A 23,993-nucleotide genomic window follows, 5' to 3' on the forward strand; every position below is an offset into this window, starting at 1 on the left:
TGGATTTTAAAATTCAATATAGAGATTATCTATTAGCTTAGCTGAACGAATCGTCTTACCAATATGATATTGGATATATTCTCGCAAAACCTTTTCGATTTTGCTCCAAGTTATCTCTAAATCAAAATTGCTGGTTACTTGATGCGTGAATAATTCTGTTGCAGGTAGTTCCTGATTAATTAACTGTTGTAACAAAGATAATTCCAGCCCGTTGAGGCGATAATCGATTTGAGGTAAGCGAATATTATAAGTTTCCACTGCATCTAGTTCATGGTCATGTTGTTGCTGCAACGCATTCAAACTGATAATCCCCCCCCCTTCAAAACTAAATCCCACCTGCCAGGCAACAGAATCGAGATTGGGATGAATAATTTCTTGAGTTACACAGCATTTTAAAAGCTGAGGAGTTAAGCCAGCGATCGCAACTAGATGAAATACTGCCTGAGCCAAATAAGGATATACCGACTCCCCTAATTCACACCCTTCAATTCGTCGCAGATGCTCATTAAGCAGTTCATATAGCTCTGGCTGGGGTTGCTCCGCTACCGCTAAGGCAAGGGACAATTCCGCCAAATATTGAGCAGTTGCTAACTTGCCAATGTCTCGGCTTAAACCAGGATAAGTATAAACAGTATTTGCCTGAATAATTTTATCCAGCGATCGCCCTTGAATGATCAAAAACTCATTAATTACAAACAGTTCAGTTCTGCCTCGTAACTGGGATTTATACTTTTTTGCTCCTGGCGCAATTGCCCTAATCAATCCATACTCAGGAGTTAACACCGTGACAAGGCGGTCATTTTCCTTAAAGGATGAACCTTTTAAAACAATTCCTATAGCTTTATACTTTTGGTTCATTATTGAGGAAAAATCGATTGGTTTTTAGTTTTTGCTGCTAAATTTTCGATTGGCAAAAATGGTTTGATTAACTTTTGACTTCACTTACCCAATTCATTCTGTTGCCGAAGCAAATCTACTCCGCGAGAAGTGCCAAGACGGGTTGCGCCTGCATGAATTAGAGCGATCGCCTGTTCATAAGTACGAATTCCTCCTGAAGCTTTGATGCCGACTTGTCCTTTGGTAATTTCTTTGAGTAGTTCAACATCTTCTATCGTTGCCCCACCAAACCAGCCTGTACTAGTTTTGAGATAAGCTACCCCCGCATCAAGACATACTTCTGCTGCCAGTCTTTTTTCTTCGTTGGTTAAAACTGTAGTTTCTAAGATTGCTTTAACAGTTTGACCTGTTTCATCACAGATTTGCGCTATCTCACGATAGATCTTGCCTGATTCTCCAGATTTAGCCCAACCCAAATTAATTACGACATCTAGCTCAGTCGCCCCATTTTCCATTGCTTCCTGCGCCTCGTATAGCTTCACTGCGGAAGTAACTGCACCCGTAGGAAACCCAATCACAGTACAAACATGAGGCTGCTTATCATGCAATAACTCCCGCGCCTGTTTTACCGCAGCAGGATAAATACAAACGGCAGGAAAATTATATTGCCATGCTTGCTGACAAATCTGCTTAACTTCTTCAGCAATAGCACTCGGCTTTAGTAGGGTGTGGTCAATATAGGTAGCCAGATCGATCTCTAAATCAGTTACAGACATTTTTTCGGTAAGTTCAACTAAATTAATTTGCTCTTTGCCGTAAAATAAATTCAGCGATCGCCAAATCTACAGGAGTAGTAACTTTAAGATTGGTTTCTTCTCCCCGCACAATTTTTACAGGCAGGTCGCAGTTTTCAAATAAAGCAGCATCATCTGTGACTTGCCAACCTAATTCTTTGCCTTGAGCATGACAACGTTTTAGTAACTCTACTTCAAATCCTTGGGGAGTCTGAGCAGCCCACAAGTTATGGCGATCGGGGGTAGCGGAAATAATGCCGTCTTGATCTACCACTTTAATCGTATCTTTCACTGGCACAGCAGCAATCAATCCTGGACAAGTGTGTAATGTTTCGCTACAAAGATCGAACAGTTTAGGAGTGACCAAACACCTCGCGCCGTCGTGAATTAAAACGCGCTTGGCATCTGCTGGTAAAGCCTGTAAACCATTGTAAACTGACTCCTGACGAGTTTCCCCTCCCACAATTAACTCAACTGGATTAGTTAAATTTAATTGCTGCAAAATATTTTGGAACTCGATCAAGTCTTCAGACTGACCCATAATACCAATCCATTTGATAGTTGAAGCGGCTTGCGCAGCCAATAAACTCCAAGCTAGTACAGGCTTTCCCAACAGTTCCAAGAAGAGCTTATTGCGTTGGCGTAGCCCTCGCGTAGCGAACTCGCTGCCCATGCGACGACCCATACCTGCTGCGGGAATCAATAAGTGCATTTTAATGATGTTTTCCTAAAAATAATCCGCTTTAGCTCTATCATCTACTAAAATTGTCCTCAGATAAAACTAAGGACTATATTTTCTTTATAGAATGCGTGTACTAGCCCTCGTGCCTGGCGATATTGGCAATCAAATTCTCTTTTTTCCTACCCTGGAAACAATTAAGCAACAGTATCCTCAAGCGTCAATTGATGTTTTAGTCGAACCTAGCTCTAAAAAAGCTTATCGAGTTTGCAAAAATGTTGATGACGTTCTAGTGTTTGATTTTCAAGACCGCAACAGTTTCGCCGATTATCTCAATCTTTTGGGGACGGTGCGCGATCGCGAGTATGATGTCCTCATTAGTCTCAAAACCTCCTGGCGAATTAAGCTCTTACTCTGGCTCAATGGCATCCCCACTAGAATTGGCTACCAAGATGATTCAGCAATATACCTATCCACTACTGTGAACCGTAAAGCAGAGCAGTATACGGCGCAAATGTATCATGATTTGCTCACAGGACTGGGTATTCGGGCTTCTTGCCCCCCCATTACGATCAATGTACCGACGGAAGATATTCAGTGGGCAGAATCGGAACAGCAGCGACGGAGGATGGATAGTGGGTATATTGTTCTTTGGGATCAACCATCAACAACTGAAATAAGTTCTTACCCCATTGCCAACTGGCAAACAATTGTTCAAGATATGGAGCAGCGTCAAACAGGATTATCGATTGTCATCTTACAAAGCGATCGCAATCAAGCCTGGGTGACGACCATGGTTTCGGCTAATGGCAATCTCAAGGAGATCGCCCCTCCTGATGTGGGTAAAACCGCAGCAATTATTGCTGGAGCTAACCTAGTACTATGTACTAGTGGAATGGCAATGCAGCTAGCTATAGCCACTGATACTTATACTTTTGCGTTAGTTGGCAGTCAAGACAAAACTATACCTATTAACCAAGAAAACTGTCATGCCATTTCTTCTAAAACCGAGGATTTGCAAGAAATACAGCCTGAGACAGTGATTACACAACTATGGCAACAATAAAAGTATGATCGACGTGAGTTCGATCGACAATTTTGATCTGCCCAATTAAGACGACAAAACGAGCAAATTAATCGGCGTTGCCTCATCATAGGATGGTATTGACTTGGGGACTTGGAGCATAATTAATCGTTGCTGACTCTAAATCATCTGCGGCTAGGCAACGCCAGTGAGAACGAGAAGTAAAGCTTTTCCCTTTTCTCAATCTAAACCATTCAATTTTGCAACCCATCGAACTCACGTTATGTAGCCATAGTTTATGACACAAAAATATTGGGAAAAAAAACCTACCTCTTTTAAAGAGATGGTTCAATTAGTAGAAAAGTATCTTCAGACTGAAATTGTTCGAGAAACCAAAGATAAACAACTTTATTATCACAATCTCAACCATGCTTTAGCAGTTAAAAGGCGTGCTAACTCAATTTTTCAAGCAATTAAACCAGCCTTGTCCCAAAATCACTCACTACAGGAGCTAACACGATTAGAAAGTCTGATTGATATTTGTGGATTGGCTCACGACATGGTGCAAGTATTTGAGCCGACTTCATCAAATCTTTCTCGTAAGAGGCTTTCTGGCTTGAGCGAAACAGAAACAGCCAACAAACTGTTAAGGTATATTCAAGAGCTAAATCAGGCTTTATCAACAGAAAAATCAGCTCCAACTTTTTTATTTAGCGATCGCGAACAGCAAATTATTCGCGATGCTATCATTGCCACGATCTGTATCCAAGATCCCCAAGGAAGCAAGACCAAAACCACTTTTTTTTCCTATTCAATCTACCAACCCTATCTTTACGATCCTCAAACCAAGATCTCCCTCGTCGGCAGCATTATTGCTTTGGCCGATTTAGGTGCTTTAGGCATGGACGGAGTAGAGGCATATATTCAGGATGGAATATTAGTTTTTCTCGAAGACAATCCCTATCTTCTGGAGTTGGTCTTAAATTGCGATCGCCCCAACTCTCTTGCGCCGGACGTAACTAAAGCCAAGTTATTAACCATGGCTCGCTTTATAGTTGACTTAGCTCATGAAAGACAAGCCAGATTTGAGCAGGAAATTGCAGGATTTATGCCCCAAATGCGTCAGATTCTACGCAACCAAGTTTTTATTTACTTAAATCAAGATAGTATTAATCAGGTTAAAACTCTAGTCCCAAATCAATCAAGCGCCAGTCTTTCCGAACTCATCAGTTTTTTCTGCTCAAATAAAATTAAAACTATTAGTACTTAGTATAAAAAGCAAAGTATGAAAAGCAAACTAATTGTCATTAGTTGATTACAGAAGTTCCTACCTGAGAAGCCTGCCAAAGCTTATATAGAGAATATTCGATTTCAGGATTTAACTCACAAACAAATACTCCTTCTTCGCTATTTTTTGTTTGAGCTAGCCAAGTACCGATTAAGCTAACTTCTAGATAATTATCATCACAGGGAATTAATTCAATCGGCTGATTTTCCACTAACTTGACTAAATTATTGGTTTCAGAACTAATTGATAGTACTATATTGGCGATGCTGGATTCAAAATAGATGCATACTCCAGCGCGCAAATTAACTAGAATGCGATTTGCTTTCCAAACTTCAACAGCTTCTTCTAAATACTCTAAATTGATTCCATCTTCTAAATAAGTAATTTTTAGCATGATAATGCTTTACTCCTCTAAGGTAAGGTTGTCCCTGTAGATTCAGGTTGGGGATATATTTATTGGATTGAAATAATCCATAACTAACTGTTGACTATTTTCTAGTTTTTGACATTGACACAAATCACTTGACAATTGTTTACTTGGAAAAAATTAATTTTAAAAAACCCTGGAGAATCTTTTTGAGGCTGCGAGATATGTTAAATTTTATTAAAATAAGCTCTCAATTTAGTATGGCTATTTTGAACTGTTTTGCCCCGCTATCCATTTCTAGGCGTGATTTACGCTCAATTTTTAGAGTGTAATCCCTAACTAATTCTAGGTTATTACCCTTTCTACGTTTTATTATTAATAAATATGCTGTACTTTATACTGCACTTTTCCCTAAACTCACACAACGCTGGCGTTTGTTGTTTAAAAACAAACATATGTTGAGGCGCGATACATTATGGATTAAAGAGAAAAGTGATTAAAACAAGATTAAATTTGTGGCTAAGGGTTTCCAAACTACATTTTTAATACTACAATTATAGCACCGTGTATGTCTAGTATCTAGAGGAAAAAAATGCGAACCCTAACTCGCACATCAACAACTGAAATGGAAGTTACCAGTATTCGTTTAGAGCGTAGTCTCAAAGACAAGCTCAAAGAACTTTCGGGTAATCAAGGCTATCAGGCTTTAATCAGAGATATTTTGTGGAACTATGTCCATCAAAAATCTGGCGATTATCGACCTCAATTTGCTCGCTCTGATATTCGCGCTACAGTAGAAGCAACGGCTCGCAAAGATGAAAGTTGCGCCTTAACAGGGAAGCTAATTCAAGAAGACGAATCAATGCTGCTAGGATTTACAATCTACGGTGATTTAGTTCCTCTAAGCGTTAGTAGTGTAGCCGAATAATGTTTTGCGGGGATCTAGGAAGTTAATTGCTATCTCCACGAAGGTTTTTACCATTTAGCTTACTAATTCCCCCTACAACTATAGTGATTCCAATTAATATCCGCAGGTGTGTCATTTAGGGCATATGCCCGTATGTAGTCAAAAGCTTTACAGCAAATTTACCAGCTTTTACTCTTCGTTTGGTTTCTATTTGAAATGACTATATCTCCAAGATCTAGGCATGAATTTGTGGTTTATAACCTGAACAATATAATCGAGTCAGCATTATTATTTTCCTGGTTCTAAACAAAGAATCTAAAATATAGAGAAGTGATGAAGTTTATTGTTCTGGAGAATCCTGAGTAAGCCACAGTTGCGAGGGAGTCCCATGACTAAATGATCGTTAGATCTCAATAGGAGTTATTTAAAAAGATGACAGAAGCAATCAAAACAATAGAAAGAGGAATTCAATTAACCCCAAATGCTTTTAAGCATATTAAAATGCTGCAAGAACAACAGGGAAAGGAACTTTGTCTTCGTGTAGGGGTTCGTCAAGGGGGTTGCTCTGGCATGTCCTACATGATGGATTTTGAAGAACCCGATCACCTCAACGATAGCGATGAAGTGTTTGATTACGATGGGTTTCAGATTGTATGTGATCCTAAAAGCCTGTTGTATCTTTATGGTTTAGTTTTAGACTATAGTAACGCTATGATTGGTGGTGGTTTTGAGTTTACCAACCCGAATGCCGCTCAAACTTGTGGCTGTGGCAAGTCTTTCGGCGTGTAGATACATTAATTAGAAGGCTCAGTTAAACTTAGTCAAATAATAGACAATAAGGTGAAACTAGCTAAATTTAATATTTTGTCAAAGCAGGTTAACCATAATTAACCTGCTTTTTGTTGCTCTAGTATTCTAAAAATCGCTGGGTAAAGGTAATATTTGTAATGTTTAATTTCTTTCTCAAGCAAGAAAATAAGATGCGCTCTGCGCTGGCTTTGCCAATCGCCAAAAAACTATTTTCCCAGCACAAAATTAACTAACTTATTCGGTACGACAATTACCTTTTTCACTTCTTTCCCTTCGATATATTTTTGAGCAATTTCCGATTCAGTGGCGTATTTTTCCAACGTGGACTTATCAGAGCCAGCAGGGACTTGAATTGTACCGCGAGTTCTGCCCATGATTTGCACCACTAAAGTTACCTCGTCTACCACTAAGGCAGATGGATCTACTAACCTCCACGGTTGTTGGTGGACTGATTCACTGTTACCTAACCTACTCCATAATTCCTCAGCAATGTGAGGCGCAAAAGGAGCAAGCAATAAGACCAAAGTTTCAATTCCTTCTTGATATACAAGGGAAGTTTTACACTGAGCATCTTTTAAGGCATTGCTTAACTTCATTAACTCCGAGACAGCAGTATTAAATTGGTAATCTCCTGTTAAGTCTTCGGTAATTTCCTTAATGGCAGTGTGAATAGCTCGGCGTAATTCTTTTTCGGCTTTAGTAAGTTCTCCAGGGGATTGATTAATACCAGCAGGATCGTAGTCTGTCGCCAAAGTCCATACTCGATTTAAAAAGCGGAATTGTCCCTCTACCCCCGCGTCATTCCATTCTAAATCCTTTTCAGGAGGAGCTTGAAAGAGGATAAACATCCTAGCGGTATCCACACCGTATTTACCCAACCCTTCTGCTAAACCGACACCGTTATATTTGGATTTGGACATCTTTTCGTAGAAAACTGCTAATCTATCTCCTGTTTCGGGATCTACAGGATTGTCACGATTAACTTCGGTAGAGGGAATATATTTGTTAGTTTTGGGGTTTTTATAAGTTAAACCCTGCACCATTCCTTGAGTTAGCAAACGTTTAAATGGCTCGTCAAAATTGAGTAAACCGCGATCGCGCAACACTTTAGTAAAGAAGCGAGAATATAATAGATGTAAAATAGCGTGTTCGATGCCACCTACATACTGATCCACAGGCATCCAGTCGTTGACCTGCTCAGGAGCAAAAGCTTTTTCAGGGTTATTAGCATCGCTGTAGCGGAGGAAATACCAAGAAGAATCAACAAAAGTATCCATCGTGTCGGTTTCCCGTTGAGCAGGTTTGCCACAGGCGGGACAATCTACGTTAATCCAGCTGTCTAACTGAGCCAGAGGCGAGCCACCGCGCCCTGATAATTCCACAGATTCGGGCAATTTTACAGGTAGATCGTGGTCGGGGACAGGTACAGTACCGCAATCAGCGCAGTGAATCACGGGAATGGGGCAACCCCAATATCTTTGGCGAGAAATTAACCAATCCCGTAAACGATATTGAATGCGTGCCTGACCATAACCCTGTTGTTCGGCATATTCGATGATCTTGGCTTTTCCTTCAACCGAAGGCATACCGTCAAACTGTCCTGAATTAACTATTGTTCCTGGCTCCGTATAGGCATCTTGTAGGGGCGTTTCGCGAAACGCCCTTACGGGAGACGCCCCTGGATTTGTTTCGTCGGGAACAATTACGGTTTTAATGGGCAAACCTTTTTCGGTGGCAAATTTAAAGTCTCTCACGTCATGAGCAGGGACACCCATTACTGCACCAGTACCGTATTCATAGAGAACATAGTCAGCAATTAGGATCGGTACTTCTTCACCGTTAAAAGGATTAATTGCTTTGCCCCCAGTCAGGATACCTCGCTTAGGCTTATCCTCCGCAGTCCGTTCAATTTCAGTCTCTCCTTTAACCTCTTCAATAAAAGCTTCTACCGCTGCTTTTTGCTCAGAAGTAGTTACTTTAAGAGTTAAAGGATGTTCGGGGGCAAGCACAATATAGGTTACCCCATAAACAGTATCGGGACGGGTAGTAAAAACAGCAATCTTGTCGTCTCTACCGACAAGAGGAAACTCTAAATAAGCCCCAACAGACTTACCAATCCAATTAGCCTGCATGGTTTTGACTCTTTCTGCCCAGCCGTCAAGCTGATCTAAATCCTGTAATAGCTTCTCTGCGTAGTCCGTAATTTTAAAGAACCACTGCTTGAGTAACTTTCGTTCTACAATTGCCCCAGAACGCCAAGAACGTCCTTCATTGTCTACCTGTTCGTTAGCCAGCACAGTCTGATCGATCGGATCCCAATTAACCGCAGCTTCTTTCTGATAAGCCAATCCTGCATCCAGAAATTGGAGAAACAGCCATTGAGTCCATTGATAGTAGTCAGGAGAACAGGTGGCAATTTCTCTCTCCCAGTCAATCGAAAGCCCCAACTGCTTAAGCTGCTCCCGCATTTGAGCAATGTTTTGCCACGTCCACTGAGCAGGAGGAATTCCGCGATCAATCGCTGCATTTTCGGCAGGTAAACCAAAAGCATCCCAACCCATAGGATGTAGCACTCGATAACCCTGCATCCGTTTTAGACGCGCAATGACATCAGTGATCACATAGTTACGCACATGACCCATGTGCAAATTGCCCGATGGATAGGGAAACATAGACAAAGCATAGAATTTTGGGCGCTCGCTCTGCTCTGGAGTTTGATTGCTCGCCAATTCTTGCCACTGCTGTTGCCATTTTTGTTCAATTTCTGCTGCGTTGTATCGTGACTCCACAACTGGGGTTACTCCTATAAATTGCTACGATAAAATTTGATAACTCTTCAATATTACATTTATTAGTTTAGTAAAGTTATCTACCCTAGCATAAAGATAATTATGAGCCAGTCGAACCAAATATCATCTCAAGCAACTACCAAAAAATTGGGCTCTTCTAAAGTAGTTATGACAAATTAGTACAAAATAAAGTTAAATTTGTTTTCGATTAGAGGCATATTAACATCGGTAGGAGTAATAGCAGATACTCTCAAAGCCCATACTGACTAAAAGCCTGGAGTTTGCGATCGCGCTTTTTCTAGATGGACGTATACTGATTTTTTACAAGTTAACTATACAATCTTATTAATTGAATATTAATCAATATTACTTTTGTAGGCCAACTTGTGCTTCAAGAGTTTCAAGCCTTTTAAACGTTGGCAAAAAATAATTAGACTTTTAATTCTATAGCTTGAATCATTGCTAATAAAAACAAACGTAGTTGGAAAGTATTTTACTTATTGCAAATGCCATCGAGTCCAATCAAACAGGTCGAGCAAGTTAATAATCTAGAATTAGCTGAATCAGTAACTCCTAAAAAAAACAAAGTCAGAATTTTTTTGAGCAATGCTATTTATTTGCCATTTGCCTATTTAGAAAAAGTAAAGCGCAGAGGCGAAAACTATACGCTTAAAGTAATTTTATGGGATGATGTTCCCCTACTTTTATTAGCCTTTTCTTGGCAAGCAACTAACTCTGTTTTACATGGCGTTAGCATAATATTTTTGTTAGTTTCCTTCTGGTGTGTATATGAGTTGGGCTATTACGAAAATGACTATGTTGCAGAAAAGTATGAATCAAAGCCAAAACTAGCTCTGACTTATTATGCCCATAAGTCGATGATGAGGACTGCTTATCCCTGGCTTTGGTCGTTAGTGTTTGGTTTGATCGGGATAATTTTACTAGAGAAAACTCAAGTCATTCATCTGCCTTTTGCAATATTAATAGCGCAAAAGATTAATTTTTTTAATCCGATAATTTTAACTTACTTATCTTGGATTATCTTTTTAGTTTGTATGAGATACTGTTTTTTCGTGTACAATTATGCCAATAAACAGACTAGAATCTGGTTGTACATAATATTACAGTCATTTCGTTATTACAGCTTTTTATGGGTGACAGCAACTAATTTAATCGGCATTACTTTGTTATCCAGTCAGATACTTTCACGTAGCCTTTTGTATCTCGTATATCGATACTCTGGAGGCGATTCTAACGACTGGCCTAGAGAAATACCCGAAAAAGTTTTGCGCTGTTTAATCTTCATCTTTATGCTAACAAGTATCTGTTTTGGCAGCCAAAGTTTAGAATTATGGCAAAGGTGGCAAACGTGGACTATTATTGCCTGGTGTGTTATTCAGGGTCAAGGTCAAATCAAAAGAATACTGCTTCAAGTTAAGCTAGTAGCTCAAGATGGTTCTAATTAAACCCGATTATTGTAGCCTTTGGCATTACAAGAGTATAAAAGCTAATACTGATTCTTAGATAAGAATATTGTATTAGTAGTGTTTCTTGGGGGAATGATTATAAAACTAAATTTTTCTAATTTTTGACAATGGAAAAGAATCAAAGTGAAATAATGAACACAATTGATTCACAAAAATCGCTCGCAGCGATCGCGAATGCTACTAAAGAAACCACTGTAATTCTCGATTTTGACGAAACTCTCCTCCTTAGAAACTCAACAGCAGAATATATCAACAGTTTACGTCCCCGCTTAATTGGCTTTGTGTTAATTATGCTCTTAAAGATAATTAGACCTTGGTGTTGGCTACCAGGAATATTCAGAGGGAATCAAACTAAAGATTGGTATTTGGTAACAATTCCTACGATTTTATTACCCTGGACGCTGTTACTTTGGCAGCAGAAAGCACAAAGATTAGCTAAAGATTATAGCAATCTGGAAATTATTTCAGCGATCAAACGAAATACTGAAGCCCCAGTTATTGTTGCCAGTTTGGGCTTCAATTTTATTATTACTCCTTTACTTCAAAATATGCCGATGAGATGCGATCGCTTAGTTAGCTGTCGATTTTGGCAAGGAGCAAGCGATCGCCAACAGGGTAAACTATTAATGATGCAAAAAGTATTATCCCCATCGGCAATCAAAACAGCACTCTTAGTCACTGATTCTGAGGATGATTTAGGGTTACTGCAAGTGGTTCAGCAACCTTGTTTTGTTTTATGGTCTGGTGCTAAATATGTCGACCCGTTTCAAGACTTTTGGCTTAATGCTCTAGTCAAAAAACTTAAGAAACTAATTAAGGGCTGAAGATAGGTAAAGTTCACACAAGATCCAATATCTATGAGAATGTTGATTCTCCAGAAATTAGCTCAGTTTTTTTAAATGTTAGGGGGTTGCGGGAGTAGAAGCTTCTGTATCTTTAGTAGTCGAGAAAAATCGCTCTGTAATCGCAGCGGTAAAGATATGGGATAACAATCCTACTGGTCCCGCAAAAAGACAGAGAATTAAAGAATGAACCGTCCAAACTCCAGTTTTTTGCCCCTGCCAGTAAATCCAGCGACCAACAAAAAGATCTAAAACTAAAAAATGAACCCATCCCGTAGCTGCAATTCTTTCGGTAGCAAAAAATTGAGCGATATCTGTTAGCTGAGGATTAGAAAGAGCCTGAGCCGATTCTGGAGTAATTGACCCTGAAAAGAGATAGATATAAAGACCCGCTAATGCGATAAATGGGAGAAAAGATGCCATGGCTTTTTGCGTAATTCCCCATTTAGGCAAGAAAATCATCAAAATCCAGAATGGAAGCACGAAGAAATTGGCAAGATTGAATAGCTGATTAATTGTCATTACAAATACGGAATTAACAAGTTATCTTGAAGTGATTTTAACAAACAGGACGGATTATAAGGAAATTAAATTTAACAGCGCACACTCCCATACCAAGCGGGGTTGCACGTAACTCAGTAAATACTGACGAGTTTTCTCCCAAGTTTCCATTAACTCTGGGTGTTGATTTTGTTGCCAGTAATAATATTGCAGATAATCCACCAACCACAGTTGTACTGAACTATCTAATTGAGTAGTAATAGCTTGTGCTAGGTTGAGAGCCTCTAAAGGAGTTTTGGGGGGTTGCTTTAACTGCTGTAACAGTTGATCGGGAATTAGCTTTAATTGCTGCCAAGCAGCGATCGCCTGTCCTGGACTTCCCTGGGCGATCGCCATGAGTTCAGGATGCTCTAAAATTTCTCGATAGTCATTTTGCAGTATAGTGCTTAAATTCTTTGAGGAGAGAGGATTGAACTGAATTTTTTGACAGCGAGATACCAAGGTGGTTAACAAAGAGTCGGCATCAGGGGCAATTAAAATTAGCGTGGCCTTGACTGGCTCTTCTAGGGTTTTTAATAAAGCATTAGCAGGTGCTTCTGCCATAGTGTGAGCATCTTCAATAATGACAACCTGTCTTGTGGCTTCTAATGCAGGACGATTGAGAAACTGGGTAATCTGCCGAATCTGTTCAATCCGAATCTTGGGCGGTGTTTTCTGCCAACCTTGTTCAGTAGCTTGAGCAGCAGTATATAGTTCACCCCCCTTAATAAAAGTAGGTTCTACCCATAGTAAGTCTGGATGATTACCTGTGTGTAACTTTCTGCAAGCCAGGTGCTGTTTTTCGGCAGACAAACCAATGGTTAATAACAGTTGGGTAAAATTTTGGGCAGCGATGGTGCGTCCAATTCCCGATGAACCACAAAAAAGATAGGCGGGGGCTATTCGCTGTTTGGCGATCGCCTGTTGTAGCAACTGCACTGCTCTTGATTGACCTAGCAGATTAGCAAAAGCATTCATGTCTTAACCAAGGCCAAATCTAAAATATGGGCTAAAGCTTAAAGCTGAAAACTAGCTAGTTTATACGAAGCTAATTCACATCATCATCATCAATCATGGCAGGATCGATCAGGGTAATATCGTAAGGATCGTCGGGGGGAATAGTTGGAAAAACATCATATTCTCGATATTCATACACGGCTTCCACCTGTGGACCAAATACAACCTTATCCCCATGTTTTAAATCGTGAAATCTAACTTTTTTTCCATTGATTAATAAACCGTTGACGCTATTTTTTCCTTCAGAATCACCATCAATAATTCGATAATAATCATGATCCTCTTCCTTTCTTCTGACTAGGGTGGCATGATGGCGAGACACAAACTGAGATTGCAGCAGAATATGACATTGTGCGCCTCTGCCCATGGAGTAAAGATCATCCTGAAGACGAATTTCGCGATGACCTTTGCCATCGGTAACAATTAAAATATGCTCTTCACGGTGTTTTACAGGTCTTACAGTCATGGAAATATTTTAAAATCCCTAGTCTATTCTAACTAGTTATGATCTATCTAACTAGCGAATATAGATGGGATACTATAAAAAATAGCAACTACAGGTATTAAGCGATCGCTACGCCATCAATAAAACAACTTAATCAAAATAAAATAAGGTAACAATTTTTCTTTGTTCCTCAGCTTCTCGACAAGTTTTCAAAAGAGTATCGCTATCGTGAAACGCAAAGCAAATTAATTGCTGGCAACGAGAAATAATTTCGCTGTTACACATTGCACTGGCTTCCCCCAGAGACAGATGATCGTTGCTAGAATTCTCAATTAGATGAACGACTTTCTCCAGTTGTTTTTTAGATTCTTTAGGCTGACGTGAGAGACTCTGGGGCAAAATTACAGTTAATAAATTTGAGTCCGCACGCATTGCACCTTTAATCGCTGCTGAATTAGTGCCAACTGCTCCAGAAGTAACTAACCGATTTCCTGCCAAAACCAAAGCGTAGCTCATCATTTCAATTAGCTGCTGGTGCATTAAAGGCACATGGCGAGAACCTAGTAAGGCAAATCGCTTAGAACCAGTTTGCTGAATCGCTGCTAATTCTTGGGTTAATGTATCGAGGCTAATGTCATTTGCGGTAACAGTGTCTAGTGGTTGTTGGCTCAATGAACAAATATGGTGATCTTAAGATTAACGCCAGTAATTGTAACAAATGATTGTCCTTCAAAGCGATAGGTTGTGGGAAAACTTTATTTTCAAAATTTTCCAGATCTCAACCCCCACTCCTCAACTCAACTCCAACATTAGGCAATACTGCCTCGTTTACGGGCTTCTTTGTAGGATGTGCCGACGTTGCGTAAACCTGCTTTAATTAGCTGCTGTTCTAATAGACCAAAAAAACGCGCGCGATCGCTGCCTCGAACTACGGCTTGATTATGAGCTTCTGCTAGGGCGACAGGATAACCATAACCTTTCTGTACCTGAGCCAACATAATACTCAAAGACTGATCGAATAGAGCCTGATCTTCTACTACCCAGGCAGGAACTTCAATCCGTGCTACTTCTGCACCAACGTTGACATAGCAAAAATAGACTCTTTGGGCTGCTTCGTAAAGATCTAAAATACGTAAATTACTCCGATATAAAGGGCTACGCTGTCCTGGTTGGAGGCGACTTGCCCAATAGGTTGAATCTCGTAGAGAATCTATTTTCTGACAAGGATATTTTTCCACTAGATCGCCACAATGAGATACACAGTTTGGCTGTTCATGTTCACAGGTATGCAAGCGCAGAAAGTTTAGTCCTTCAGTACTTCGGGATGCACTGACATAACCCATCAGGGGAATTTGAGTTTCTCTGAGGCGTTCACAAGCAGCGAGAATCGGCGGTAATATTTTATCTCTTGCTTCCCCAGGCAAGCCATCTAAAAACCAGTAAATTAACGAACCATCAACCAAAGCCAGATTAGGTACATGATGGTGTTCTCCTGGGGGTAGCACCCAATTACAGGCCATTTCTGCCAACATTTCGGCTTCGGCTACCGTGCGTCGATAACCCATCCATTCCTCTAACCGAATACCCCACTGTCGAGAGATGTATAAGTCTTCGGTTTTGTAAAAAACTTCGGGAAGGCTATCTAATAATGGATGTAGGCTTTGTCCATAATGAAGCATAATCTGACCGATGTTAATCAGATAGCAGTAGGCAATCTCATGGTGAGAAGGAGAAATCTGTGAACCATCGGTAGCAAAAACACTATGGCTATAGGGTGCGGTTGGAATCTCAAAACATCGATCTAAAGGCTCGATGGGAGTAGCTGCGGCAAACAGCAGGCGATCGCGAAAATCTGTCTGCTGCTGAATTAATTCTGTCTGTAACTTAGCTGCCTGTCGCTGTAAATTTTGGGCATACTCCAGTCTTTTGCTGGAGGCGATCGCCTCTTTGTGCAGATGTTGACTAATTCCAGGAATTTGTCCCGCAATTTTGGCTAGGTCTAACATAGTTTTGCATAATTATTGTAAATAAAGCAGATTTATCAATTTTAAATCGACGGATGTTGCTCCCCTAACCGAGATAGATAGATGGTTGGTTAGTTAGTTTGTTCGACCTCAACAGGGGAATAATCGTGATATTTTTCTTGATCGTAATAGTAAAGAGTACGTATAGGATAAGGGATACTAATATTTGCTCGATCCAAAGCTGTTTTAATCGCCATTATGGCTTTAGTTTGTACCCTACGCAGTTGTCTTTGCTGGGATCTGCTCCAATAACGCACGACAAAGTCAATGGAACTATCGCCAAAGTTGACCAAGTCAACTTCAGGACTAGGTTCGCGCATAACCCCTTCAACCTGACCAATTGTTTGCAATAATAGTTGACTCGCTTCGGGTAAGGAGGTATTGTAATCGACTCCTACTGCTAAATCTGTTCGCCGATAATCATAAGCAGTAACCACTTTAACTGCATCGGCAAAAACCGCTGAGTTGGGTAATAAGACTCGTTCTCCTTGATAGGTACGAATCTTGGTAGTACGAATACTAATATGTTCGACTTTTCCCTGATATTCACCAATTACGACCTCATCACCAATCCGAAATGGTTCTTCAACTAACAAAATAATTCCTGCTAAGAAATTCTTGAAAATATCTTGGAAGGCAAACCCAATCGCTACCGAACCCACCCCCAGCGTCGCAATAATATCTCCTAGCTCAAATCCAGGAAATGCCAAAACGCAGGCAAGCAAAATTCCTACCGTCCATACGCCGATGCGACATACTTTGATGAGCAATAGCTGTAGGGAAGTACTTTTAATCGCGCGCCTTCCTGTTTCATCGGCAAGTTTTAAGGTAATTTTGACTGCGTATTGAGTCAAAAATAACACTACCAAAGCCGATAATAAACTCGGTAGTGCTTTAATACTTTGACCTAGCAACTCCAGTAAAACTTGAACAATTGTATTAATGATTTCGGGCATAGTTTTACCGTTAATAATCAGTGTTAGATATATGTTTTAGCATCTTAAAGTGGAAATTTTGCTAATTACTAAGGCAATCTGGATTATTTGGATGGACACGCAATTGAGAAAATTAATATTTTTCGTCTGAACAAGATGTTTGGGCAAAACTATATCTTGGCAATTGCATAATTTGTTCAATTGACCCTGTCTACTCGTTTTCAACTAATGTTGTAGCTTGATATATTTCCGTAAGTAAAATTATTTACTCCACAATCATTAAAATCTCGCCTCACGACCTTGTAAAATATAAATAGGCAATTAATTAGCACTCAACTTAGCAGCAAATTTATCCATACAATGCCTATCCACTAAAGCTATCAGAGTTTAAATAAGTAAATTTACACATTATTTACATTTTTACGGCAATAATTACTTAAACTTTACGGCTTGCTCCCATATTCGCGGATATACTGAGTTTAAGTCATAAAAATAAACATAGTAACTCTATTGTAATCACCAACATATCAGTAAATTCATGGAAGACATTAATAACTATATTTCTGCTATTCAACAAGAGATTGTTGCTGAAGAAAAAACCGTTAAGGTTGCTCGGTTAATTATTTTGCTAATCAAAATTGAGAAAGAATTAGCTGCTGTGAAAGAAACTTTAGCCAAATTGCAAAATCATCAGCAAAAATACAACCAAGATTCTCAGCTATCGGCACAAATTGAGCAGAAAATTGCTACCGTCAACCGCCTTTCTGCCAAAATTAGTAAAGCAAGACTTAATTTAAACTACTATTTTATTTAAAGTCTGCATTTTAATTACAGCCGTCTAATTTTAAAAAAATTAACTATAAAAACTCTCATAATTTTGAGTAAATAAATCTGCAAATTGTTTTGAGGCTGGTGTTTATGTCAGTCTGTGAACGAGGAAGGCGATTAATCTACTGCACTTTTGGGTTGAATACAACACTTGATTGAGTGATCAACGTGGTCTGTTCAATTGAACATGGGGATGGCGAACTTGCATTGTCAGGTCAAACCACGTTGTTGAAAACTGCTGTAAATTAATTTAGACGACAGCCTAACTGTCTCATATAGTCCATAATTATCGTCGATGCGCCACCTGCTGCGCGTGCGCTGCGATATGTGTCACAGGCTTGATTATACTGAGCATTTTTGGTTTGGAGCGAACCTTTTAAGCCCCATAAGGCGGAATTTTGGGGATAAAATTTAAGTCCGCGATCAATTGCCGAGATGGCTTGATTATCTTTACCTAAAGCTGACCAAGCGATCGCCAATTCTCGCCAAATTTGCACATCGTAAGAGCTAAGTTCACTCGCCTTGGTTAAAGATTCGATCGCTTGAGTATATCGTCCTTGCTGATTTAAGACAACGCCGCGATCGCGCCACAACAAAGGGATATTATCATTAATTTTGAGAGCTTGATCGTAGTTAGCGATCGCCTGATCGAGATTATTTTGCTGTTGGTAGATTGTGCCTTTAGCCTGCCAAGCTTGATAAGATTGAGGACGGATTTGGAGCGCGCGGTCTAATGCCGCCAAGGCATTTATCCCCTGACCATTTTGTGCTAAAGCTTCGCCTTTGCCTAACCAGCCTCGATAACTATCGGGCATTAATTTAATCGCCTGGTCATAAGCTGCGACTGCTTTGCTATACATTTGAGTTGCTGCAAAAAAATCTCCTTGAGCAATCCAAGCTGATCTATCTTCGGGACGCTGCTGGGTGATTTTAATATAGTTGTTATTTATTTCTTTGCGAACTTTTTCCGCCTCTTGAAAACGATTTAAAGCCTTTAAAACAAAAAACTTATCTTGCCATAGCTCAAGACTGTCAGGTTTAATTGCCTGAACTTGATTAAATAAGTCCAGCGCCTCAGGATATTTTCTCAGTTGAAATAATATTTTGGCGCGATCGCTTAAAAACTGAGGATTGAGCTGATCGCGCTCTAATGCTGCATCTTGCATGACCAAAGCGGCTTCATATTGCTGAAGTTGGAATAAAGCCTGTCCCTTGCGATTATAGATTATGGCTTCTTGTGGCTCTAACCTTAACGCTTGATTATAGGCGGAGATAGCTTCAGTAAAATTATCGAGACGGAATAAAGTATCTCCTCGCTTTTGCCAACTAGAACCAAGATCGGGATTTAACTCTGTCGCCTCAATGTAGGCATCTAAAGCTTCAGGATAGCGTTCCATAGCTGCTAAAGCATCTCCCTTCCCTAACCATGCCCGCCAACTCTGAACTTGAAGATTAATCGCTTGAGTAAAGCGATCGACAGCAGCCTGGGGCTTCTGGGGCAATAGTTTCTGACCCTGATACAAATAATAAATAGGTCTAACAGTTGGAAAAGTAAATTCAATACTGCCCAGTAAACAAATAACACCTAATAATCCCACCAGCAGGGGCAAACTCGATCTTGGCTGCCGATTAACAGTCTTAACATCTTGAAGTTGAGTTTTAGGTGGGTGGTGATTTAAATCGTAACTGTTAATTTTTCGTAGCTCACTAAGAACTTTGTCGGCTGAGGTATATCGCTGTCCTAAATCTAGCTGAACTAATTTATCAATAATTTTAACTAAACGGCGGTCTAGATTGAGATTTTGCTCCCATAACAACTTCCCATTCTTTTCCCTGGTAAAGGTTGCTGGCTTAGTTCCTGTCAATGCCTCAATTATAGTCATGCCCAAGGCGTAAAGATCGCTGCTAATCGTCGGTCGTCCCGCAACCTGTTCTGGTGGGCAATAATTTTGTCGGTCAACGCTGCGATTATCGACCAAATTAGCCAAATTTGAGCGGGTTTTAATTTCATGCAAAATACCAAAATCAGTGATAATTACCTGCTGATCTAGTTCGCGAACGATTAAATTAGACGGCTTAATGTTGCGGTGAATTAAACGATTTTGATGAATAAATTGCAGAACAGATAAACTACTATCTAAAATCTGAACTATTTGAGCAGTAGAGAGATTTTGCTGGGCTATTCTCTGGGCGAGACTTTTGCCCTGAATATATTCTTGAACTAGGTAAAATTCATCGTTTTCTTCAAAATGATCCCGTAGTTGAGGAATTTGCTCATGATAGCCTAGTCTTTCTAAAACAGATAATTCTTCGACAAAATGATGTTCGAGCTGAATCTTGTTGTCATCATCGCTATGAGGTAGTTCAAGTTGTTTGATTAAACAAGGAGATTGATATTGACGGTGCAGATTATTAGCCAGATAAGTCTCAACCCCTTCATTCCCTCCTAAATAGTTTGTAATTAGATAGCGACCACCTACTAACTGTTTAATTTTGAGCAATGGCCGCAAATCTTGCAGCACCTCTAAAGCAGAAAGATAGCGATGCTCTACTATCGGGGACATCATTTTAGTGAGAATTGCCTCTAATTTACTGCTGATCTGACATTGCGATCGCCAGTCAAGATTAGCTTGCTCTAACTCTAGGGGCGATCGCCCTGTTAAAGCATAAACAGCAGTTTTAGCCAGGGCATAAATATCACTGCTAAAGTAGAACTCTCCTGCTTTTTGCTCTGGGGCAGCATAGGCTGGATTACCAATACCTCTACTTAACATTAGCTCCCCTTGTAGGTTAATTTCATTGGCTTCAATTTTACGCAGTGCGCCAAAATTAATTAAAATATGAGCCTGATTCTGCTTGCGTCTAAGCAAATGAACTGGTTGAATATCACGATGCAGCACATTAGTCTTATGAATAAAGTCGAGAATCCTTAACCCATCTTGGATCAAGTAAACTGTCTCGGCTTCGTCAAATTTTTTACGTTCAATTTCTTGTTCGAGATTATCACCGTCAATATATTCACGGACGAGATAAAATTGTTGACCTTCGCTAAAGTAATTTTGGATCTGGGGAATTTGAGGATGATCTCCCAGTCTTTTGATGAGCGTAACTTCCTTAAACAGATATTCTTGAATAATTTGCCAATTTACTTCATTTTCGCTGTCAAAGTCCAATTGTTCGACTATGCACTTTGCATCAACCATAGTCTGTAAGTCTTTTGCTAGATAGGTTTGTTCCCTTTCTGAGCGACCTAACTTTTGAATAATCTGATATCGATTATCAATAATAGTGCCTGGCAGGTGCATTGCTTTTTCGGAATTAGTGGCTAGGAAGGTCTATTGTAGTTTGACTAGCTTGATTGTGAGGGAGCAACTTTTACTAGTTCGTAACCTGGAAAATATTTTAGCTGATCGTTTCAGCTTAAATATCCGATTGTACAGTTATGGTCTAGTCAGGTTTGAGCGACTAGAAATGGGTTGAACAGCGGTACTTTGCTTGAGGTTAACTATCTTAGTGGTGTTGCTTTCTCTCGCCACACGAACTAGTAACCCTGCCAGTAATAATGAAGCAATAATTGAATTAATGCCATAACTAAAAAAAGGTAGAGGTAAGCCAGTCGTCGGTAAAGAACCTGTGGCAACACCAATATTAATCAATGATTGTCCAATAATAAACACCATTGCTCCCACTGCAACTAATCGTGGCAGTTCTTGACTACACTTAATTGCGACTCTTAAAGCTAGAGTGCCATAGCCAATAATTAACAATAGCAGCAGTACACAACCGATAAAGCCAAATTCTTCGGCATAAACGGCAAAAATAAAGTCGGTCGAGCGAATTGGCAGAAATGATAATTTTTGTTGAGAAAGACCATATCCTGAGCCGCTAAAACTGCCAGAAGCGATCGCCAGTAAGCTTTGGATTAGCTGATATCCCTTGTTATGATAGTCCTGCCAAGGATCGAGGAAGGAAGTGATCCGATCTAATTGATAGGGATTCAAGGCAATACTGAGGCTGGCTATGCCTACTCCTCCTCCCGCTACGGTTAGTAACTGACTCAAGGGTAATTCAGCAGCCAGAGCAATCAGCCACAAACTCATCCCACATAGTCCTGTAGTACTTAAATTAGGCTGCTTCAAAATTCCTGCTAATACCAAAGCAAAAATGATTAACCAGACTAATCGTACTTTATTAGTCAATTTATGCCAGCGGGAAAACAAATATGCTGATTGGAGTACCAAAAAGGGTTTAATTAACTCAGAAGGCTGCAAGGAAAAAGGCCCAATGGCAATCCAGCGACTTGCTCCCATGGTGGTCTTGCCCAAGCCAGGAATCAATGTGGCAAAAATTAAGACTAAGAACACTAACACCATCAAAGGCGCAATCTTAATCGTTTTATTCAACGGTAGACGAGACACTAGGTTAAATCCAACAATGCCCACCGCCACCCCAATCATCTGGCGTTTTAAAATATACAGTCCGTCATTATTGTTGACCATTCCTTCAGGATAGGAAGCGGACATTAAAGTCCCTAAGCCAATAATTAACCAGACGCAGGTTAGCCAGTTTAATAAGCGGGCTTCCCATGTCCAAGATTTAACTTGAGGCGCGACGAAAGGAACGAAATAACTAAGATATTGCTTAACAACTTTAGTTTTTTTAGCTTTCACTAAGATTAATTTTGAGGTTTGTATTTTTGCTTTTTCAAGGTAGCAGATGATTCCCCTAAATTAAACCCAAGTCAGAGATAAACAGTTTACTCTTTTTCCTGAATCAGCCCCAATGGATTAATTTGTCTCTTAAAAGTTAAATCAGGAAAGTAGATAATATTGACAAGAGGAAAAGCCAAGAAACTGAAGACTATTCTAAAATTTATTAAAATAAGCACAATCAGCAGTTAACACCCAGATTGAGTTTCCGACTGAGCAAAATACCGAGTAAAAATTTAGGACAGATCAACAATGACTATTAATTTGAGCAAAGGGGAAAGAATTTCTCTTGAAAAAGTAGCCCCAGGACTAGTACAGATTTTTATCGGCTTGGGCTGGGACATTAACGTTACGGATACTGGAGGGGACTTTGATATTGATGCGTCAATTTTTCTTTTGGACAGCAACGATAAGTTGATTTCCGATCAGCACTTTATTTTCTACAATAATTCCAAAAGTCCAGACCCTGAACAATCAATTCAGCAACGGGGTGATAATCGCACTGGCGCAGGAGAAGGAGACGACGAGATCATTGATGTCAACCTTAAAACTATTCCTCCAGAAGTAGTAAAAATGGCTCTTACCGTCACTATTCATGAGGCGGAGAAGCGTCACCAAAATTTTGGTCAGGTAACTAATGCTTTTGTCAGAATTGTCAACTGCGAAAATGAACAAGAAATCATTCGCTACGATTTAACGGAAGACTTTTCCGTAGAAACAGCCTTGATTATGGCAGAACTTTATCGCAAGGATGGTGAATGGCGCATGAATGCTGTCGGGGCGGGTTATCAAGGTGGACTACAGGCTTTGGTAGAACGATATCAATGAACAATGAACAGCGCGAAGTTAAGGCGCGTTTTGAGAAAGAGTATTCTTACTCAAAAGCCGCCGTGCGTTGCCCTAAAGGACTTGCTTCGCGGCGCGGGGGTTTCCCCCGTTGTCCCCATGGGTACACCTTCGGATAAGCAAACTTCGTAAGAAGTGAGCAGTAATTAATAATTTGTAATCAAAAACATGGCAGTTAATTTAAGTAAAGGACAGCGCATTTCTTTAGAGAAAATAGCACCAGGAATCAGCGAAGCATTTGTAGGCTTGGGTTGGGATACAAATATTACTGATACGGGGCAAGATTTTGATATTGATGCTTCTGTATTTTTGCTAGATCGCAATGAGAAGTTGATCTCAGACAATCACTTTATTTTTTATAACAATCTTGCTAGTCCTGATCCTCATAAATCTGTCGAGCATTTGGGAGATAATCGCACGGGTGCAGGGGAGGGAGACGATGAGGTAATCAAAGTCAATCTCAAGCAAGTCCCGCCAGACGTAAATAAGATTGCGATGGTGGTAACTATTCACGAAGCGGAACAACGTCAACAAAATTTTGGACAGGTGCAGAATGCTTTTGTGCGCGTGGTTGATGCCCAAAACAAACAGGAAGTAGTACGTTATGATCTGACAGAAGATTTTTCTGTGGAAACGGCTTTGATTATGGCAGAACTCTATCGCAAGGATGGTGAATGGCGAGTTAATGCTGTTGGTGCAGGCTATCAAGGTGGTTTACAGGCATTGCTAGATCGTTATCAGTGAGCAGTGAGCAATGAGCAATGAGCAATGAGCAATGAGCAATGAGCAATGAGCAATGAGCAATGAGCAATGAGCAATGAGCAA

Annotated in this window: 22 protein-coding genes; 9 read left to right on the forward strand and 13 right to left on the reverse strand. The window is 40.0% G+C overall.

Translation table 11 applies throughout. The features are described 5' to 3' along the window. Positions 1 to 6: 6 nt before the first annotated feature. From recO to ispD, 3 genes are all read right to left on the reverse strand, one after another. Complete coding sequence (gene recO, locus C7B62_RS10990) at positions 7 to 858, reverse strand: DNA repair protein RecO (RefSeq protein ID WP_106235815.1); 852 nt, start codon at positions 856 to 858, stop codon at positions 7 to 9. 80 nt (positions 859 to 938) lie between these two features. Continuing rightward, entirely contained in the window at positions 939 to 1,613 is a 675-nt protein-coding gene (gene deoC, locus C7B62_RS10995; RefSeq protein ID WP_106235818.1) for a deoxyribose-phosphate aldolase, read from the reverse strand. A gap of 22 nt (positions 1,614 to 1,635) precedes the next feature. Further along, positions 1,636 to 2,343 carry a 2-C-methyl-D-erythritol 4-phosphate cytidylyltransferase gene (gene ispD / locus C7B62_RS11000; protein WP_106235821.1) on the reverse strand — a complete coding sequence of 236 codons (708 nt, stop codon included), beginning with the start codon at positions 2,341 to 2,343 and terminating at the stop codon, positions 1,636 to 1,638. Positions 2,344 to 2,437: 94 nt separating this feature from the next. Here ispD and C7B62_RS11005 point away from each other — a divergent pair, with 94 nt between their 5' ends. Both C7B62_RS11005 and C7B62_RS11010 read left to right on the forward strand, forming a co-directional pair. Beyond that, a complete protein-coding gene (locus C7B62_RS11005) occupies positions 2,438 to 3,376 on the forward strand; it encodes a glycosyltransferase family 9 protein (RefSeq protein WP_106235824.1) in 939 nt (312 codons plus the stop codon). A 256-nt stretch (positions 3,377 to 3,632) separates the two neighbouring features. Then, on the forward strand, positions 3,633 to 4,604 hold the full coding sequence (locus C7B62_RS11010; RefSeq protein WP_106235827.1) for a hypothetical protein: 972 nt from the start codon (positions 3,633 to 3,635) through the stop codon (positions 4,602 to 4,604). 37 nt (positions 4,605 to 4,641) lie between these two features. Here the strand turns inward: C7B62_RS11010 and C7B62_RS11015 are convergent, their stop codons facing one another. Continuing rightward, on the reverse strand, positions 4,642 to 5,016 hold the full coding sequence (locus C7B62_RS11015) for an alr0857 family protein (protein WP_106235830.1): 375 nt from the start codon (positions 5,014 to 5,016) through the stop codon (positions 4,642 to 4,644). A gap of 565 nt (positions 5,017 to 5,581) precedes the next feature. Here C7B62_RS11015 and C7B62_RS11020 point away from each other — a divergent pair. Together C7B62_RS11020 and C7B62_RS11025 are read left to right on the forward strand one after the other, a co-directional pair. After that, a complete protein-coding gene (locus tag C7B62_RS11020) occupies positions 5,582 to 5,917 on the forward strand; it encodes a hypothetical protein (RefSeq protein ID WP_106235833.1) in 336 nt (111 codons plus the stop codon). A gap of 411 nt (positions 5,918 to 6,328) precedes the next feature. Next, entirely contained in the window at positions 6,329 to 6,685 is a 357-nt protein-coding gene (locus C7B62_RS11025; RefSeq protein WP_106235836.1) for an iron-sulfur cluster assembly accessory protein, read from the forward strand. A 227-nt stretch (positions 6,686 to 6,912) separates the two neighbouring features. Here C7B62_RS11025 and leuS read toward each other — a convergent pair whose 3' ends face one another. Further along, positions 6,913 to 9,495 carry a leucine--tRNA ligase gene (leuS, locus tag C7B62_RS11030; RefSeq protein ID WP_106235838.1) on the reverse strand — a complete coding sequence of 861 codons (2,583 nt, stop codon included), beginning with the start codon at positions 9,493 to 9,495 and terminating at the stop codon, positions 6,913 to 6,915. Between the two features lie 506 nt (positions 9,496 to 10,001). Here leuS and C7B62_RS11035 point away from each other — a divergent pair. After that, positions 10,002 to 10,961, forward strand: a complete 960-nt coding sequence (locus C7B62_RS11035) for a hypothetical protein (protein WP_106235840.1) — start codon at positions 10,002 to 10,004, stop codon at positions 10,959 to 10,961. Between the two features lie 152 nt (positions 10,962 to 11,113). Next, positions 11,114 to 11,806 (forward strand): hypothetical protein, encoded by a 693-nt coding sequence (locus tag C7B62_RS11040; RefSeq protein ID WP_106235842.1) that lies wholly within the window; start codon positions 11,114 to 11,116, stop codon positions 11,804 to 11,806. Between the two features lie 78 nt (positions 11,807 to 11,884). On the opposite strand, the gene C7B62_RS11045 is transcribed toward C7B62_RS11040, so the two are convergent. The 6 genes from C7B62_RS11045 to C7B62_RS11070 form a co-directional block, all read right to left on the reverse strand. Continuing rightward, complete coding sequence (locus C7B62_RS11045; RefSeq protein WP_106235844.1) at positions 11,885 to 12,346, reverse strand: ABA4-like family protein; 462 nt, start codon at positions 12,344 to 12,346, stop codon at positions 11,885 to 11,887. Between the two features lie 54 nt (positions 12,347 to 12,400). Next, entirely contained in the window at positions 12,401 to 13,342 is a 942-nt protein-coding gene (locus tag C7B62_RS11050; protein ID WP_106235846.1) for a DNA polymerase III subunit delta', read from the reverse strand. A gap of 70 nt (positions 13,343 to 13,412) precedes the next feature. Further along, positions 13,413 to 13,847 carry an FHA domain-containing protein gene (locus tag C7B62_RS11055; RefSeq protein ID WP_106235852.1) on the reverse strand — a complete coding sequence of 145 codons (435 nt, stop codon included), beginning with the start codon at positions 13,845 to 13,847 and terminating at the stop codon, positions 13,413 to 13,415. A gap of 129 nt (positions 13,848 to 13,976) precedes the next feature. After that, positions 13,977 to 14,498, reverse strand: a complete 522-nt coding sequence (locus C7B62_RS11060; RefSeq protein ID WP_106235854.1) for a DNA recombination-mediator protein A — start codon at positions 14,496 to 14,498, stop codon at positions 13,977 to 13,979. Between the two features lie 137 nt (positions 14,499 to 14,635). Next, positions 14,636 to 15,832 carry a DNA double-strand break repair nuclease NurA gene (locus C7B62_RS11065; protein WP_106235857.1) on the reverse strand — a complete coding sequence of 399 codons (1,197 nt, stop codon included), beginning with the start codon at positions 15,830 to 15,832 and terminating at the stop codon, positions 14,636 to 14,638. Between the two features lie 89 nt (positions 15,833 to 15,921). Further along, positions 15,922 to 16,806: a mechanosensitive ion channel family protein gene (locus C7B62_RS11070; protein ID WP_106235860.1), complete on the reverse strand. Its 885-nt coding sequence runs from the start codon at positions 16,804 to 16,806 to the stop codon at positions 15,922 to 15,924. Between the two features lie 517 nt (positions 16,807 to 17,323). Between C7B62_RS11070 and C7B62_RS11075 the strand changes: the two genes are divergently transcribed. Continuing rightward, complete coding sequence (locus tag C7B62_RS11075) at positions 17,324 to 17,599, forward strand: chromosome segregation protein SMC (protein ID WP_106235863.1); 276 nt, start codon at positions 17,324 to 17,326, stop codon at positions 17,597 to 17,599. A gap of 259 nt (positions 17,600 to 17,858) precedes the next feature. Here C7B62_RS11075 and C7B62_RS11080 read toward each other — a convergent pair whose 3' ends face one another. Both C7B62_RS11080 and C7B62_RS11085 read right to left on the reverse strand, forming a co-directional pair. Continuing rightward, positions 17,859 to 20,918 carry a serine/threonine-protein kinase gene (locus C7B62_RS11080; RefSeq protein ID WP_106235866.1) on the reverse strand — a complete coding sequence of 1,020 codons (3,060 nt, stop codon included), beginning with the start codon at positions 20,916 to 20,918 and terminating at the stop codon, positions 17,859 to 17,861. A gap of 135 nt (positions 20,919 to 21,053) precedes the next feature. Continuing rightward, entirely contained in the window at positions 21,054 to 22,283 is a 1,230-nt protein-coding gene (locus C7B62_RS11085; RefSeq protein ID WP_233219912.1) for an FtsW/RodA/SpoVE family cell cycle protein, read from the reverse strand. Positions 22,284 to 22,574: 291 nt separating this feature from the next. Between C7B62_RS11085 and C7B62_RS11090 the strand changes: the two genes are divergently transcribed. After that, the gene (locus C7B62_RS11090) at positions 22,575 to 23,150 is read left to right on the forward strand and encodes a TerD family protein (protein WP_106235871.1); all 576 of its coding nucleotides are present in this window, start codon (positions 22,575 to 22,577) and stop codon (positions 23,148 to 23,150) included. A 186-nt stretch (positions 23,151 to 23,336) separates the two neighbouring features. After that, the gene (locus C7B62_RS11095) at positions 23,337 to 23,912 is read left to right on the forward strand and encodes a TerD family protein (RefSeq protein ID WP_106235873.1); all 576 of its coding nucleotides are present in this window, start codon (positions 23,337 to 23,339) and stop codon (positions 23,910 to 23,912) included. The last annotated feature ends 81 nt before the right edge of the window (positions 23,913 to 23,993 follow it).

It is taken from the genome of Pleurocapsa sp. CCALA 161, assembly GCF_003003995.1.
Lineage (GTDB): Bacteria > Cyanobacteriota > Cyanobacteriia > Cyanobacteriales > Xenococcaceae > Waterburya.

What these genes read in the sequence shown, in the direction of transcription:
- recO (WP_106235815.1), bottom strand. Translation starts at nt 858, where the DNA reads ATGAACCAAAAGTATAAAGCTATAGGAATTGTTTTAAAAGGTTCATCC.
- deoC (WP_106235818.1), bottom strand. Translation starts at nt 1,613, where the DNA reads ATGTCTGTAACTGATTTAGAGATCGATCTGGCTACCTATATTGACCAC.
- ispD (WP_106235821.1), bottom strand. Translation starts at nt 2,343, where the DNA reads ATGCACTTATTGATTCCCGCAGCAGGTATGGGTCGTCGCATGGGCAGC.
- C7B62_RS11005 (WP_106235824.1), top strand. Translation starts at nt 2,438, where the DNA reads ATGCGTGTACTAGCCCTCGTGCCTGGCGATATTGGCAATCAAATTCTC.
- C7B62_RS11010 (WP_106235827.1), top strand. Translation starts at nt 3,633, where the DNA reads ATGACACAAAAATATTGGGAAAAAAAACCTACCTCTTTTAAAGAGATG.
- C7B62_RS11015 (WP_106235830.1), bottom strand. Translation starts at nt 5,016, where the DNA reads ATGCTAAAAATTACTTATTTAGAAGATGGAATCAATTTAGAGTATTTA.
- C7B62_RS11020 (WP_106235833.1), top strand. Translation starts at nt 5,582, where the DNA reads ATGCGAACCCTAACTCGCACATCAACAACTGAAATGGAAGTTACCAGT.
- C7B62_RS11025 (WP_106235836.1), top strand. Translation starts at nt 6,329, where the DNA reads ATGACAGAAGCAATCAAAACAATAGAAAGAGGAATTCAATTAACCCCA.
- C7B62_RS11035 (WP_106235840.1), top strand. Translation starts at nt 10,002, where the DNA reads ATGCCATCGAGTCCAATCAAACAGGTCGAGCAAGTTAATAATCTAGAA.
- C7B62_RS11040 (WP_106235842.1), top strand. Translation starts at nt 11,114, where the DNA reads ATGAACACAATTGATTCACAAAAATCGCTCGCAGCGATCGCGAATGCT.
- C7B62_RS11045 (WP_106235844.1), bottom strand. Translation starts at nt 12,346, where the DNA reads ATGACAATTAATCAGCTATTCAATCTTGCCAATTTCTTCGTGCTTCCA.
- C7B62_RS11050 (WP_106235846.1), bottom strand. Translation starts at nt 13,342, where the DNA reads ATGAATGCTTTTGCTAATCTGCTAGGTCAATCAAGAGCAGTGCAGTTG.
- C7B62_RS11055 (WP_106235852.1), bottom strand. Translation starts at nt 13,847, where the DNA reads ATGACTGTAAGACCTGTAAAACACCGTGAAGAGCATATTTTAATTGTT.
- C7B62_RS11065 (WP_106235857.1), bottom strand. Translation starts at nt 15,832, where the DNA reads ATGTTAGACCTAGCCAAAATTGCGGGACAAATTCCTGGAATTAGTCAA.
- C7B62_RS11070 (WP_106235860.1), bottom strand. Translation starts at nt 16,806, where the DNA reads ATGCCCGAAATCATTAATACAATTGTTCAAGTTTTACTGGAGTTGCTA.
- C7B62_RS11075 (WP_106235863.1), top strand. Translation starts at nt 17,324, where the DNA reads ATGGAAGACATTAATAACTATATTTCTGCTATTCAACAAGAGATTGTT.
- C7B62_RS11080 (WP_106235866.1), bottom strand. Translation starts at nt 20,918, where the DNA reads ATGCACCTGCCAGGCACTATTATTGATAATCGATATCAGATTATTCAA.
- C7B62_RS11090 (WP_106235871.1), top strand. Translation starts at nt 22,575, where the DNA reads ATGACTATTAATTTGAGCAAAGGGGAAAGAATTTCTCTTGAAAAAGTA.
- C7B62_RS11095 (WP_106235873.1), top strand. Translation starts at nt 23,337, where the DNA reads ATGGCAGTTAATTTAAGTAAAGGACAGCGCATTTCTTTAGAGAAAATA.